This window comes from Leptospira vanthielii serovar Holland str. Waz Holland = ATCC 700522 (assembly GCF_000332455.1).
Lineage (GTDB): Bacteria > Spirochaetota > Leptospiria > Leptospirales > Leptospiraceae > Leptospira_A > Leptospira_A vanthielii.
This window is the reverse complement of the sequence record NZ_AOGY02000072.1, coordinates 31883-47167: the sequence shown is the minus strand read 5'-3', so window position 1 is coordinate 47167 and position 15285 is coordinate 31883. Positions and strand designations below refer to the sequence as shown.

At 40.5% G+C, this 15285-nt stretch carries 12 protein-coding genes; 7 read left to right on the top strand and 5 right to left on the bottom strand.

The genetic code is table 11. The annotated features are described in order from the left end of the window. Positions 1-36 precede the first annotated feature (36 nt). The 4 genes from LEP1GSC199_RS17950 to odhB all read right to left on the bottom strand — a co-directional run bounded on the left by LEP1GSC199_RS17950 (position 37) and on the right by odhB (position 6494). On the bottom strand, positions 37-888 hold the full coding sequence (locus tag LEP1GSC199_RS17950) for an outer membrane beta-barrel protein (RefSeq protein WP_002989548.1): 852 nt from the start codon (positions 886-888) through the stop codon (positions 37-39). A 166-nt stretch (positions 889-1054) separates the two neighbouring features. Further along, a complete protein-coding gene (locus LEP1GSC199_RS17945) occupies positions 1055-3823 on the bottom strand; it encodes a 2-oxoglutarate dehydrogenase E1 component (RefSeq protein ID WP_002989267.1) in 2769 nt (922 codons plus the stop codon). A gap of 34 nt (positions 3824-3857) precedes the next feature. Beyond that, positions 3858-5264 (bottom strand): dihydrolipoyl dehydrogenase, encoded by a 1407-nt coding sequence (gene lpdA, locus LEP1GSC199_RS17940; protein WP_002989568.1) that lies wholly within the window; start codon positions 5262-5264, stop codon positions 3858-3860. A 6-nt stretch (positions 5265-5270) separates the two neighbouring features. Then, the gene (gene odhB, locus LEP1GSC199_RS17935; protein ID WP_002989294.1) at positions 5271-6494 is read right to left on the bottom strand and encodes a 2-oxoglutarate dehydrogenase complex dihydrolipoyllysine-residue succinyltransferase; all 1224 of its coding nucleotides are present in this window, start codon (positions 6492-6494) and stop codon (positions 5271-5273) included. A 158-nt stretch (positions 6495-6652) separates the two neighbouring features. On the opposite strand from odhB, the gene LEP1GSC199_RS17930 reads away from it, so the two are divergent. The 4 genes from LEP1GSC199_RS17930 (at position 6653) to LEP1GSC199_RS17910 (ending at position 10438) form a co-directional block, all read left to right on the top strand. Continuing rightward, positions 6653-7186, top strand: a complete 534-nt coding sequence (locus tag LEP1GSC199_RS17930; protein WP_039927404.1) for a gamma carbonic anhydrase family protein — start codon at positions 6653-6655, stop codon at positions 7184-7186. Between the two features lie 299 nt (positions 7187-7485). Then, on the top strand, positions 7486-7707 hold the full coding sequence (locus LEP1GSC199_RS17920) for a hypothetical protein (RefSeq protein ID WP_002989399.1): 222 nt from the start codon (positions 7486-7488) through the stop codon (positions 7705-7707). A 37-nt stretch (positions 7708-7744) separates the two neighbouring features. Continuing rightward, positions 7745-8512, top strand: coding sequence for a GNAT family N-acetyltransferase (locus LEP1GSC199_RS17915; RefSeq protein WP_002989597.1), 768 nt, complete (start codon positions 7745-7747; stop codon positions 8510-8512). A gap of 210 nt (positions 8513-8722) precedes the next feature. Further along, positions 8723-10438: a methyl-accepting chemotaxis protein gene (locus tag LEP1GSC199_RS17910; protein ID WP_002989647.1), complete on the top strand. Its 1716-nt coding sequence runs from the start codon at positions 8723-8725 to the stop codon at positions 10436-10438. A gap of 37 nt (positions 10439-10475) precedes the next feature. Here LEP1GSC199_RS17910 and LEP1GSC199_RS17905 read toward each other — a convergent pair whose 3' ends face one another. After that, positions 10476-12239: a GAF domain-containing SpoIIE family protein phosphatase gene (locus LEP1GSC199_RS17905; RefSeq protein WP_002989309.1), complete on the bottom strand. Its 1764-nt coding sequence runs from the start codon at positions 12237-12239 to the stop codon at positions 10476-10478. A gap of 208 nt (positions 12240-12447) precedes the next feature. Between LEP1GSC199_RS17905 and nirK the strand changes: the two genes are divergently transcribed. The 3 genes from nirK to LEP1GSC199_RS17890 are packed head-to-tail and all read left to right on the top strand — an operon-like array spanning position 12448 to position 15252. Next, positions 12448-13848, top strand: coding sequence for a copper-containing nitrite reductase (gene nirK / locus LEP1GSC199_RS17900; RefSeq protein WP_002989209.1), 1401 nt, complete (start codon positions 12448-12450; stop codon positions 13846-13848). Between the two features lie 22 nt (positions 13849-13870). Further along, positions 13871-14638 (top strand): formylglycine-generating enzyme family protein, encoded by a 768-nt coding sequence (locus LEP1GSC199_RS17895; protein ID WP_002989344.1) that lies wholly within the window; start codon positions 13871-13873, stop codon positions 14636-14638. Continuing rightward, positions 14635-15252 (top strand): SCO family protein, encoded by a 618-nt coding sequence (locus LEP1GSC199_RS17890; RefSeq protein ID WP_002989145.1) that lies wholly within the window; start codon positions 14635-14637, stop codon positions 15250-15252. Before LEP1GSC199_RS17895 ends, LEP1GSC199_RS17890 begins: the two co-directional genes overlap by 4 nt. The last annotated feature ends 33 nt before the right edge of the window (positions 15253-15285 follow it).

Genomic DNA, 15285 nt, shown 5'->3' with positions numbered 1-15285 from the left:
AACGTTATTAAAAAAATTAGTTCAACAATTTTTATCTTAAATGTTACCCATATTGTCCAGATTAAAAATCACACCAAACTGAAATCCCACTTGTTCAAAAGTCTCGGAAGGAAAGGCATCAGACTTTAACTTACGTTTGATCCCATGGATTTCTACCGTAAATCCAAACTCAGGTGTTATGTGGTAGTTGAATCCACTTGCGATCCGTGCACTATATCCCAGCCCTGAAACAATGGAACTGTATAAAAATAAACTATTGTTGTTATAAGAACGATAAGATGTATTGAAGTTAACAAACCCTAACTCAATCCCTACGTAAGGATCGAATCGATTTTTTGAAAATATATGATAGTTGATTCCTAAACCATAAATTTTATCTTCATAAAATCTGTAATTAGTCGGAACAGCTTCTAGATAGGGACTGAAACCATTTGGATTCGTGCGGTCGGAAAGTACAAATTGATTGAGCCTTTTTCCACTTACAGTATTGTTTGAAAGCGAAGCAGTAATGCCTATATGGTCGGTCAATCCATATTCAAAAGTGACTCTTTCGGTTCTACCGGTATTGAATTTACTTTCTGGAAGAGGTAGCCCATTCGGAACATTGGCTGTTGCTAACAATCTTTTTTGAATGAGGCCTAGATCTGATTGTGTTTTGAGAGAATTCTGATACGAAGTTTCTCGGTTCGTAAGACTTCCGCCAGTGTAAATTGTATCCCCTCCTGTAACTTGTAGAGAAAATCTTCCCTCATAAAAACCGAAATGGATTTCCTTTTTTTGTATTGGAGTCGGCGTTTGGGATACAGTTTGTGAAAATACGGAAAAATGGAATCCAACAAGGATAAAAAGGATACTTAAAAAATAACTAATGTTAGAAGCTTTTTTCATGGTGATGAGATCCTAACAGCTGCTTAATGGTTTGTCAAATGTAAATTTGATTACAAACTTGTTATATAATCAAGTCATTAGATTCTTGGTAACTTAAAAAAAGCCTTGAGATTTCTCCCAAGGCCTCATTCAAGATAATCTTAACTTGTAGTGGGATGATCTATCTTTAGGATAGGGCATCCTTTACTAAATCTTCTTGTTCTTTTAAGTGTGTAACCACGTGACCACAAGCAGGACTTGGGAACTCCGAACGACCTGCATAATGCAAACGTTTGTTCTCTGGCATCACTGCTTCAATTCGATCACGAACAAAAAACCATGCTCCTTGGTTTTTTGGTTCTTCCTGAACCCAAACAAATTTTTTCAATTTACCGTAACTTGTGATCATTTGTTTGATATGGTTTTCTGGGAATGGGTAAAGTTGTTCGATTCGAACCACGGCCACGTTTTCTAACTTTTGGGCATCGATGGCTTTGCGTAGGTCGTAATACACTTTCCCAGAACAGAAAAGTAACTTCTCTACTTTTTCCGGTTTTGCCACTGGATCGGGAAGGATTTTTCTAAACGCACCCGTTGTGATATCTTCCAAACTAGAAGCCGCATCTTTCAAACGAAGTAGAGACTTCGGTGTCATGATGATAAGAGGTTTTCTAAAACTTTGTAAGATTTGGCGACGTAGGATATGGAAGTACTGAGCCGGTGTAGTTAGGTTTGCGACTTGGATATTGTCCAAAGCACAAAGTTGTAAGAACCGTTCTAATCTTGCCGAAGAGTGTTCTGGACCTTGTCCTTCATACCCATGCGGTAGTAAACAAACAAGACCAGACATCCTTTGCCATTTGATTTCCGAACTGGAAATGAACTGATCAAAGATCACCTGTGCATTGTTGGCAAAGTCACCAAACTGCGCTTCCCACATCACAAGGCTATTGGGGTCAGCAAGTGAATATCCGTATTCAAATCCGAGACAAGAGTATTCCGAAAGGGAAGAGTTTACAATGTCGATTTTTGCTTGTTTGTCGCTGATATGATTGAGAAGGGTGAGTTTTTTTCCATTCACAATGTCAGAAAGAGTTGCATGTCTATGAGAGAAAGTTCCTCTCTGTGCATCTTGTCCCCCTAGACGGATCGGAAATCCATTTTCTAAAATGGAACCAAAGGAAAGGGATTCTGCAAATCCCCAATCAATCGGTAATTCCCCGGCACCCATTTTTTTACGATCTTCTAAAACCTTAATGTGTTTTGGGTTCGCAGTATACCCTTCAGGAAGAGTCGTGACTGCCTTGACAATCCCACCTAACTGTTGTTGGAGAAGCTCTGTATGCACATCAGAATCCAATGGTTCTTTTGTGTATCTAGACCATACACCACCAAGGGTATCTACCGTGATGCGAGTGTCTTTTTCTTTCGCTTGTTGGAAAGAAGTTTCGAGTCCTTGTTGGATTCCATCTTTAATGAATTGGATTTCTTCAGGAGTGATATCTCCTCTTTTTAGTAATTTCTCTTCATAAATACTGATGGTTTTGGGATGTTTTTTGATGATATCATACATCTGTGGTTGTGTGAAAGTTGGTTCGTCTGTTTCGTTATGTCCAAGCCTTCTGTAACAGATAAGATCTATGATCACATCTTTTTTGAATTTTTGTCTGTATTCTAACGCCAGTTTTGTGACTCGGTAAGTGGCTTCCGGGTCATCTCCATTTACGTGAAAAATTGGAACTTGGAATCCTTTGGCAAGGTCTGTCGCATACAAAGTCGATCTGGATTCACTGGGAAGAGTGGTAAATCCAATTTGGTTATTGATCACAATGTGGAAAGTTCCGCCAACTGTATAACCATCTAGGTTCATCATGTTGAGAGTTTCGGCGACCACACCTTGTCCTGCAAGGGCCGCATCCCCGTGGATGGCGACTGGCATAAACTTGGAACGGTCCATATCTTTTGCCATTTCTTGGCGGGCCCGAACTGATCCAAAAATCACAGGATCCACCGCTTCTAAGTGGGAAGGATTGAAGGCAAGAGAGAGTTTGACTTCTTTTCCATAATGAGTCATGACATGGTTGGAATAACCAAGATGGTATTTTACGTCTGCATAACCCAGTTGGCCTGGATTTAGTTTTTCTTCAAACTCAGCAAAAATAAGTCCTGCTGGTTTTCTGATGATGTTTACAAGAACATTGAGTCGTCCCCTGTGAGCCATACCAATGACAAGGGCATCCATATTATGACCACCAGCTTCCTCGACTAGAGTGTCAAGCATCGGGATCATGGTTTCTCCACCTTCGAGGGAAAATCTTTTTTTCCCTACGAATTTTTTAGCGAGAAAGTTTTCAAAACTATCCGCTTGGTAAAGTTTCTCAAACAAACGTAAGGCGACCTTTTTGCTGATCGGTTCATTGTTTGCGAGTGGTTCCATTCGGTTTTGTAACCATTCACGTTCCTCATCATTGACAAGGTAGTAGTGTTCACAACCAATCGATCCGCAGTAGGTTTTTTCAAACCAATCGATCACATCCTTTAGTTTGGCTTTTCCTAAATTGGCAATTCCAGAATCGACTTCTGTTTCTAAGTCACTTTGTTTTAGGGCTTTAATTTTGAGGTCGATGAATTCGCGGTTGGGTTTGTTGATTCCGAGAGGGTCGAGGTTTGCCGCCAAGTGGCCTTGTCTACGATAGGCATTAAGTAGGTTGATGATCCCGAAGTCACTGAGTGAGGAGTCTTTCCGGTGTTCGGTGGATGCATAATTGACATATCCGTTTCCGTTGAATCCATTCCCGCCAGATCCGTTACTCGGAATGGATGTCCTTTCCAATTCTTGGAAAAAAGAAACCCAATCTTTGGATAAAGAAGACGGATCTTCTTTAAATAACTTGTAATACTCTTCCAACAATACGACGTTATCGCCGTATAAACTCATCATCTGGTCGGTTGTCATATACTCTCCCTAAAACAACAAAACAACAGTTAAATTACGAATGGATGGACCATTTCGCATCAGCATCCATCGCCGCTTCCCGAAGTACTTCGGAAAGAGTGGGGTGGGCATGTGTGGAACGGGCAATGTCTTCCGCACTAGCACCAAATTCAAAGGCAATCGCAGCTTCAGCGATCATGTCGGAAGCACGGGGTCCCACGATATAAATTCCCAGGAGTTTGTCCGTTTTTTTGTCGGCTAAAACTTTTACTTGTCCATCCGTTTCGTTCATGGCTTTGGCACGAGCGTTCGGTTTGAACATGTACTTACCCACTTTGTATTCAATGCCTTTGGCTTTTAATTCTTCTTCCCCAAGTCCCACCCAAGCCACTTCCGGCCAAGTGTACACAATCCAAGGAATGGCTTTATAATTTACATGACCATACTTACCACAGATGAGTTCTGCCACAGCGATCCCTTCGTCTTCGGCTTTATGAGCAAGCATCGGTCCATCGACCACGTCGCCTATCGCATAGATATTCGGAATGTTTGTTTGGAATTTGTTTGGTTCCACTTTCACGCGACCACGGTCTGTCATCTCGATACCAATTTCTTTGGCACCAAGTCCGTCCGTGTTCGGGCGGCGACCGATGGAAACTAAAACCTTGTCTCCTTCGAGAATGGATTTTTTTCCGTCTTTGCCTTCGATCTCTACTTCTACTTTTTTACCTTTCACTTTGGCACCATGGACTTTGGTTTCAAAGAGGAAGCCTATCCCTTGCTGGGTAAGAAGTCTTTCGGCAAGGCTTGCCATCGCTTGGTCAGCGGTTCCGAAAAGCCGTGGCATCAGTTCCACCACAGTGACTTTGGCACCGAGGCGTAACCAAACCGATCCGAGTTCGAGTCCAATCACTCCTGCACCTACAATGATTAGGTGTTCAGGAACCGAATCAAAACCAATGGCATGGTCAGAGGTTACGATATTTTTTCCATCCACAGGCAGGGGAGGAATCTCGATTGGAGTGGAGCCAGAAGCGATGATGATGTTCGTTCCGCTAATGGATTCTTTTTTTCCATCTTCCGATGTGATGGATACTTCGGTCTTAGATACAAAACTCGCATGACCTAGGTAACGAGTGATTTTATTTTTTTTCATCAGGTAGTCCACACCCGATGTCACTTCCCCCACCACTTTGTCTTTACGGGCCATCATCTTTGCGATATCAATTTTGACATCTTTTACAGAGATTCCATGGTCGGCTAATTTGTGTTTTGTTTTGTGGTATTCTTCAGAAGAATCGAGAAGGGCTTTGGAAGGAATACAACCTACATTCAAACAAGTCCCACCGAGTGTTTTTCTTTTTTCAATGATGGCAACTTTTTTACCCAACTGTGCGGCACGAACTGCCGCTACATACCCACCGGGACCTGCACCAATGACAACGATATCGAATTGTTCCATAAAACCTTATACCTCAAAGAGGAGTCTTGTTGGATCCTCTACCATTTCTTTGATTTTGACTAGGAACTGAACGGCTTCTTTTCCATCCACAATTCTGTGGTCATAAGAAAGAGCCAAATACATCATAGGACGAATCACAATTTGGTCATTCACCACTACGGCGCGTTTGACGATATTGTGCATCCCGAGAATTCCGGATTGCGGCGGATTGAGGATGGGTGTCGACATCATCGAACCATAAACCCCACCGTTAGAGATAGAAAAAGTTCCGCCTTCCATATCTTCGAGAGAAACTTTTCCATCTTTCACTTTGCCAGCAAGCCTTGCGATCTCTTGTTCTACGCCCGCAAAACTAAGTAGGTCGGCGTTACGCACAATGGGAACCACAAGACCTTTCGGTCCACCCACAGCCACTCCGATGTCATAGAAGTTTTTGTAAACGATGTCTGTTCCTCGAATTTCTGCGTTGATCGCAGGATAGGCTTTGAGGGCTGCCACCGCTGCTTTTGTAAAGAGGGACATGAATCCAAGACCCACACCGTGAGTTTCTTTGAACTTGTCTTTGTATTTATTACGAAGTTCCATAATCGGAGACATATCCACTTCGTTAAACGTAGTGAGGATGGCTGCTGTATGTTGCGCACTCACGAGTCGATTAGCGATCGTTTGGCGCAGTTTCGACATAGGAACGATAGTTTCTCTTGGGCCATTATTCACACCGACAACCACTGCTTTTGGAATCTCAGGACTTGGTGCGGCAGCCTTAGGAGAAGAAGCGCCACCTTTTTCCATAAAGAGGATGACGTCTTCTTTTGTGATCTGGCCGTTACGACCGGTTCCAGTAATCTTTGTTACATCTAATTTATTTTCTTCGATGAGTTTGCGAGCTGCCGGAGGGAGTTCCTCGTTCACTTTTCCCGTGTTAGGTTGTGCTGTAGGAGTTTCTGACTTAGGAGCCGGTGCAGAAGGACTTACAGGGGCCGCAGCCACAGCACCTTCTTCAATGGCACCGATGATATCTCGCACATGGACTACATCTCCCACTTTTTTGGAGATGGATTTAAGAACACCGGATGTAGGAGCAGGGATTTCTAATGAGACTTTGTCTGTTTCTAAAATGGCGAGCACTTCGTCTACTTTGACAGCATCGCCTTCTTTTTTGGTCCAAGCACTGATAGTCGCTTCGGTTACGGATTCCCCCATCTCGGGGACTTTGATTTCTATTGCCATGAAATGTTCCTTAGCAGGTTTTTAGAGAAAAATAGCGTTTTTGAGGAGTGAGATCCCATTTGAATCTAAGACTACGGTAACTTAGTTGAAGGTAAAAACGCAAGCGGAAAAAACGAAAAGGCCTTGAGTTTCCCTTGGATTGCCTTGCGCTTGCAGGAATGATCCGTTCTTTCCAAGGCCATACCCCTTCTCTCCACCCCACGGCCTGGGTGGCACCCTCTGCCGATGTACTTGGAAAAGTCACAATTGGCGAAGAGTCTTCCATTTGGTTCCAATGTGTACTTCGTGGTGACGTAAATACCATCACCATTGGCAAACATGTCAATATCCAAGACATGACTCTCGTACATGTGGCAAGAGATTTGTTCCCGGTCACCATCGGGGATTATGTATCCATTGGTCACCATGCGACCATCCACGGTTGTGTTTTGAAAGACCATAGTTTTGTCGGAATGGGCGCCATGCTTATGGACGATGTGGAGATTGGTGAATGGTCCTTTGTGGGCGCCGGTTCCCTTGTTCCCCCTGGAAAAAAAATTCCCCCAGGAGTTCTCATTATGGGTAGCCCCGCCAAAATCATCCGAGACATCACAGACAAAGACCGCGAAATCATCACTCGCACGGCAAACAACTATGCGAAGTATAAAGAAAATTACCGCACGGAAGGAATCGGGGGCACATCCCTTTCCTAACAGAAAGGGACCGGGCTATTCGCTCCAATCTTTTGCGAGACGCAAAAGGATTTCCGCTTCTATCCCTTGTGCGGGATTTTGGATTCGCAAAGAAACTTACGTTTGTTAGTGGATTTCTGAAGTTTACCACCGTTCAAACAAAATAAATTGTTAATTGATTCCGATTCTTTTGTAACTCTAAGAAATTGGGTTTGGTTCCAAAGGTTTGGAACCATTCTAAATAGGAAATTCTTCTTGTTTATTAAATCCCCTTGACCAAATCCGGGAATTTCCTTTTTTAAAAAGGAAGAGGACAAAGTTTGTATACACTCATTCGTTATGAAAATGTTGAACTAGCACATATCCAAGTAGAAAAGGGGGGCGTAAAATCCTTTCCCTGTGGTTTCGATCCTTCCAAACACACAATGGAAAAATCATCCCAAAGGTTGGACCTAAAAAAAATCCGAGTGGCTGTTGCTAAATCGGCGAACGCTGATGCCGATATCTGCGGGACTTGTGTGGGTGCTTTGTATTCACACTAACCAAGCAAATAATACGACTTTGGTTTAGGAGATTTTTATGATGAAGATCATTTCAATCGATAAAGAGAATATTGATGCAGAACATATTTGTTGTGCGATTGGAAACGATCTTAAAAACAAAACACGGACAGAATCCAAAAAACAATGGATGAAGGACCGTTTCGATGATGGTCTTGTTTTCAAAAGATTGGATGAAAGAGGGAAAGTATTTATCGAATACATGCCCATTGAGAAAGTATGGAAACCGATTGTTGGAAAAAATTTTATGGTGATCCATTGTCTATGGGTATCGGGTCAGTTTAAAGGCAAAGGTCTTTCTACTCAATTGTTGAATGAGTGTATCAGTGATACGAAACAGAAAAAAATGGATGGGATTGCTGTTGTGACAAGTAACCAGGTAAAACCATTTTTAACTGATAAAAAATTCTATTTGAAACATGGGTTTGAACTGGTGGATACGGCCGCACCTTATTTCGAATTACTGGTATTAAAACTAAACAAAAAGGCAAAAAACCCATCTTTTATCCATCAAACAAAAACAAACATTCATTCCCTTAAAAAAGGATTTACTTTTATTTATTCGAACCAATGTCCCTTTATGGATGAGTATGTTGCAATACTTGCCAATTTATCCAAAAAACACAAAATTCCTGTGGAAATTAAAAAATTGAAGAACCACAAAGAAGCGCAAGACCTGGGAAGTCCCTTTGGAACATTAGGAATTTATTTTGATGGAACATTTTTAACTCACGAGTTAATGACCGAAAAGAAATTTGAAACACTCATTGTTGGGTTAGGTTTATAACTTTTTTTTTAACACATAACGGACGCTTATTCCCTATTGACAAATATCAAGAGCTTCTTGTGGTAAAAAAGGAACAACCGAGTTGCTACAAATTTCTACTTTTCTAACTTACGTAACGTTAGTCGACTTAAAAATACCTAAACACATTAACAAACAGTGTATGGTATTTCCTTCGACGATACAACTACCATCTAGTTTGAGGTTAAAAAGTTGAAAAATGTAAAAGTGAATTCAGTAGAAAACATCCTCACCGAATCAGATGTAATTATTTCCCGCACTGACACAAAAGGGTTGATTACCTATGTATCTCCCGACTTTGCAAGAATTTCAGAATATTCTGTGGAAGAGATGATAGGAAAACCGCATAACATAGTAAGACACCCCGATATGCCCACTGTTGTATTTGCAGAACTTTGGGATTATATTAAAGTGGGCCTTCCTTGGACTGGGGCTGTGAAAAACAGAGCCAAATCCGGGAACTTCTATTGGGTGGATGCAACTATCACACCTATACTCAATGAAGAAAGGAAGATTGTAGGTTATGTTTCCGTTCGGAAAAAACTGGCAGAGGAAAAGAAAGATTTTTACGAGAAGTTGTACCAAAAAATGGGAAACCGTTCCTTTACTTTGAGAAAAAAAGGGAAGGTCGTCAAAAACATTCGCACTTTTAAATACCTTGATTTTTTTCTAATCCTTATGGTTTCTTTACCTTTTTTGATTCTTTTTACATTTCATTTTCCCGAAACTCCTTTGTATTGTGGCCTTTTATTCCTTTTACAAACAGTCACTGCTTCTTCTTTTTTATACGTTTTATCTAAGAAAAACAGAAAGTTGCAAAAGGCTACAGAATCAGTCATTTCTGTTTCTTCTGGAAGATTTCAATACCCAGATCATTTCCAAAACGATAGCAGAGATGAAATAAAAATTATGTTACTCTCAATGAAAAGTATGAGTATTAACCTTTGGGGTATTGTTTCTCAAATCCAAAAGGCAACTCATGTTTCGCTTCGTATTTCTGAAGAACTGACAGACTTAACGAATCACTTTTTTACTTCTACGCATTCTATGGCTTCGGGAAGTGAAGAAGCTGCAGCTTGTATGGAAGAACTGACCTCTGCTCTCGCCAATATCAAAGAAATTACGGCAAACCATTCGATCATCATGTCAGACATGAGAGATTATATGAATGCAGTAAATCAAAACTTGAACGGAACACAAAGTGCTCTAAAAGGTTTGGATGAAATATCTATAAGATCCACTGAAAAAGCAACTTTAGGAAAACAAAAAATTTCTGATTCTTTAGAAGGAATGGATGCCATTAAACATGCTTCTAGTAAAATTTTAAATATTGTTTCTATCATCACAGAAATTGCCGATAGGACCAACTTACTTTCCTTAAACGCATCCATTGAGGCTGCTAGAGTTGGTCATGTTGGCGCTGGGTTTGCCATCGTGGCAAAAGAGATGATGAGTTTGAATGAACAAATTGCTGTCTCTGCGGAAGAAATAAAAACTTACGTAGCTGAAACATTATCAGTGATTAAAGCAACTTCAACCAAGGTGCAAGAAGCCTCGTTAGAGATTTTTTCTGTTTCTGATTTGTCTTCTGAAATGAAATCAATTTTAAAGAAAGTATCTACGTCTTTGTATCATGATTTGCAAGAATCCACTCGAGTGACGTTACAGTTGGAATCAGTAGAAGACCAAGTTAGACAAATCGATCAATCAGTTTTGGAAGCAAATCTTGCCTCCAAACAAATTTCCAATATCCTACTTGGGTTATCAGAACAGGCCCAAGTCATTGCTTATAAATCGGAAACCTTATTTGAAAAAAGTTCTCTCGTGGTTTCTGAACCAAAGAAAATTATGGATTTAGTGGAACACTACCATACGGGAAGTACCGAAAGTTGGAAAGTAACGACATAGTTTTTTTGTAAAAAAGAGTTAAAAAAATGGATCGGTATTAAATCCGGTCCACTAACAAAACAGTTACATCATCGGCAAACTCGTTAGATCCCACATAATCTTTTGCGGCTTGGATGAGATTATCGGCTGTGTTTTGGGCACCTAGAGACTTCGTTTTTTGAATTGCCTTTTGGAATAATTCTTCATCATAACGTTTGTTATGGTCTTTAGACATATGTTCCGTGATTCCATCTGTATACATTACCAAACGATTTCCAGAAGAGAAGGAGAAGGTTTTTTCTTCATAAAACAAATCAGGGATGAGCCCCAAAATTTTTCCTTTCGCATCTAACTGGACAATAGGTGAGTCTTTTTTATCTAATAAAAATGGGGCGTTGTGGCCTGCGTTGGCACAAAGGATGGTATTGTTTTTCAGATCAATGATTCCATAGAATGCAGTGAGAAAATTTCCGGCCAATTTTCCATACAACATGTGGTTCAGCGTTGTTAAAAACAAAGAAGGGCTAAGTTTGATGTCTTGTTCAAAGTTTTTTAAAACCATATGTGCCATAGCCGCAAGAACTGCAGCCGAAAGACCGTGACCTGAGATATCTGCAATCAAAACGGAAAACTTAGAATCTTCTAGTTGGGTGACATCATAAAAATCACCACCCACTTGTTCCAAAGGAATGTGTGCCACTCCATAGGATAGTTCGTTCGTACTCGGAAGTATCGAAGGCATGATTTTTTTCATGATATTTTTGGCACGATTCAGTTCTTTTCCTGTATCTACAATTTGATGAAAAAGTTGTGCATTTTTAATCGTACTACTGAGTCTTGCTGCAATGTTTGTGAGTAAATCCAAATCGGAATGTTGGAAAGCATATCCAGAAAGTTTGTTATTGATGCTAATCACACCAAGTAGTTCGTTTTGAAAGATGAGTGGTGCGGAAATGAGAGATTTGGATTCAAATTTATAGGGAGAGAGTTTGTTATACCGAGGATCCAAATCTAAGTTGTGGATGAGTAGGCTTTCTCTTTTTTCTGCCACCCAACCAGATACACCCGTTCCATAGGGAACTTTGATTTGTTCATAGGCTTCTTCTGGAATTCCTTTTGCGGAAAGTATACTGAGTTCCTTGTTTTCTGCATTGGCCAAGTAAATGGTTCCAGAAGTTGCACCCAAATATTCTAAAACACGATTGAGAATCCACTTTCCTAGTTCGTGTAAACTTTTTTCGGATACAGACAATCTTTCAAATTCATTTAACAAAGATAATTCGAGGATACGTTTGTCTAAACTATCTTTGGTATTTGCATTTTGGATGGCAGTTGCGGCCACTTCAGAAAGAGAAATTAAATATTCTAAGTCCGAGGAATCAAACAAACGATTGTTGGTTTTATTGATGACCTCAAGAGTCCCGATGATTCTACCTTCTACAAAAAGAGGAACACAAATTAGAGACTTGGTTTTGAATCCTGTGCGTTTGTCCATACTAGCATTGAACCTTGGGTCCTTATATGCATCTTCCAGGGCAATGGGTTTTTTCTCTCGGGCCACCATGCCCACAATTCCTTCCCCTAACTCTAAGCGAGCATATTCTTGGATGATTTCTCCCTTTTCTCCGAGAGCCACTTCACAATAGAGAAATTCTTCATCTTCCAAAAGAAAAAGGGAACTTGCCTCGGCCTCTAGTAGATCTTTAGAATATAACATAATGAGGGGGAGGAGTTGGTGCAAATCTAAGTTTGCGTTCAGAATGGAAGAGATATGGAGTAGGCTACGAAACTTACTGAGGCTTCTTTGAGGATCTAAAGTCATGGGGCACCAAACCCATATTTATCCCAGTTTCGAATCCGTCGATTTAGAATTTCAATTCAGTTTTTTCCTGAATGAAAGAAAGTGAAGGAAAAAATACTTCTCTATTCACAAATTTTGTGCAATTTGTAACGATTATAATCGAATCTATTGATTTGTATCAATGAGAGTTGCGTTTAGACAATTTAGAATGAAACGAAAGGATACGGAAATGTATATGAAACTACCGAAACCAAAGACCTTAAAAATTTATCTTCTCCTTATGGTCATATCAAGCCTATTCACTGTTTGTTCAGGACAAAAAACAGAAGAGGCCAAACTCACTTATGCCCCTGAAGTTCCACCTCATATCGACAGAACCAGTGAAGCTAAAGTGATCGTAAATATCGAAACCGTGGAAGTGGTGGGTCGGCTTGCCGATGGAGTCGAGTATACCTTTTGGACCTTTGGAGGTTCGGTGCCAGGCCCCATGATCCGCGTTCGAGAAGGGGATGACGTAGAATTTCATCTAAAAAATCACCCTTCGAGTAAAATGCCACATAACATTGATTTGCACGCAGTCACTGGCCAAGGGGGAGGAGCTGCTGCATCCCTAACCATTCCCGGCCATGCTTCTAAATTTTCTTTTAAAGCCTTAAATCCAGGTTTGTATATTTACCACTGTGCTACATCTCCCGTGGGAATGCATATTGCGAACGGTATGTATGGTTTGATCTTTGTGCAACCCAAGGATGATCTTCCAAAAGTAGATAAAGAATATTATGTGGTTCAAAGCGAATTTTATACCAAAGGGAAAAATGGAGAACCTGGACTCCAACCATTTAGTATGGAAAAAGCAGTCACTGAAATTCCCGATTATGTTGTGTTTAACGGATCCGTAGGTTCTCTTGTAGAGGACAGAGCCATCACTGCAAAAGTGGGCGAAAAGGTTCGTCTTTTTGTAGGAAACGGAGGACCCAATTTAGTTTCTTCTTTTCATGTGATTGGAGAAATTTTTGACAATGTGTATACTGAAGGTGGAGTTCTTCCCAACCAAAAAAATGTACAAACTACACTCATTCCTGCTGGTGGTTCCGCCATTGTTGATTTTAAAGTAGATGTTCCGGGTACCCTTATTTTGGTCGACCATTCTATCTTTAGAACATTTAACAAAGGTTCGCTTGGGATGTTGAAGGTAGAAGGGGAACCTAACGCCACAATTTATTCTGGAAAACAAGATGATACAGTTTATCTTCCCGAAGGACCCGCTATCCAAAGAATGGTAACAGAAGTCAAACCGAAAGTTTCTGCAAAAACTCCGAAAGAAATTTTGGCCAACGGGGAAAGAGTTTATAAATCGGTTTGTGCCGCTTGTCACATGAAAGAAGGACAAGGTGTCGTGGGTGTGTTTCCTCCACTTGCCAAGTCGGACTATCTCAATGCGGACAAAGGTCGTGCCATCCAAATTTTGAAAAAGGGTTTGAGTGGACCTATCACCGTGAATGGACAAAAATACAACAACGTGATGCCTCACTTAGAACTCTCCAATGAGGAGATTGCCAGTGTCCTTAGTTATGTTTACAACCAGTGGGGAAACAAAGGAATTATGGTTTCAGAAGCAGAGGTCAAATAACTTCAAAGTTTACGAGCCAAAAATGAATCGTTTGTTTTTTCTTATGATCTTAATTTTTGTGTTTCCACTTTCCAGTGAAATGGTAAAAATCCCTGCCGGGAATTGGAAACCCTTTCTAAAGGAAACCGATTCAAAGTTAGGTGTTAGTGTCAAAGTTAAGAGTTTCTATTTGGATGAGTATCCGGTGACACAGAAAGAATATTTCGAATTTCTCGAAGTAAATCCAGAATGGAAAAAGGGAAAAGTATCTCCTCTATTTGCCGATGGTGGTTATTTAGGGGATTGGAAGGGAAAAGGTCCAGATCAAAACCAAACGAATTCCCCTGTTACTTATGTTTCTTGGTTTTCAGCCAACGCCTATTGCCAGTGGAAAGGAAAAAGGTTACCCAAAGAATCAGAGTGGGAGTATGTCGCAAACATCCCACCTACTGGTAAAAATAAAAAGGCAGTGGAAACGGTAATCCTTACTTGGTATGGAGAACAAAAACCACAATACCTTCCTTCTGTGGGTCGATACAAAAATGGGTTCGGTGTGTATGACCAACATGGAATGATTTGGGAGTGGGTCTTTGATTTTAATAACACTTCCGTCACTGGAGATTCCAGACAAGATACAGATTTAGAAAGTAGTCTTTTTTGCGGGGGTGGTTCCTTAAAAGCAAATGATTTTTCCAATTACGCATCTTACATGCGTTATGGGTATCGTGCAGGTTTAAAAGGTTGGTATACCGCTAAGTATTTAGGGTTCCGATGTGCGTCAGATAAAAAAATTAAGGACAATTCATTATGAAAATTCAATTCATTCACAAAATCACAATTCTTCTTATTGCCTCTACCATGAGTTTTGGTTGTGACGAAAATAGTTCCGGTGAACACCACCATCATGGAGACGACCATGTTTTGGCAGCTAGTGACGGTGCACAGGGGAGTTTGTTTGACTTGGGCTCCCAGTGGACAACAGAATCGAACCAACCGAAGGTCCTAAAAAATTACAAAGGTTCGCTTTTTATCATTAGTATGTTTTATGCCACTTGCCAATCGATTTGTCCTAGACTTGTGGCAGATATGGAACAACTTGCAAAAAAAATAAAAGAAACAACGGGTGAGAATCCTCGTATGGTTCTTGTTAGTTTTGATTCCGAAAAAGATACACCGGCAGTTCTTAGTGTTTATAAAAAGAAAATGAACTTAAACGACAATTGGACTCTTCTTTCTGGTAAAGAAGAAGATGTTCGTATGTTGTCAGTGGTTCTTGGAATCAATTACAAAAAGATTTCGAATGGTGAATTTAATCATTCTGCCGTTTATAGTTTGGTTTCTAAAGAAGGTATTGTGGTCTCAAGAATCGAAGGGATTGGTTCTAATACCGATGCACTGGTAACACAGTATCAGAAATTAAAGTAATTGGCAAAACGGATTTTTGTTATCCGACTTGTC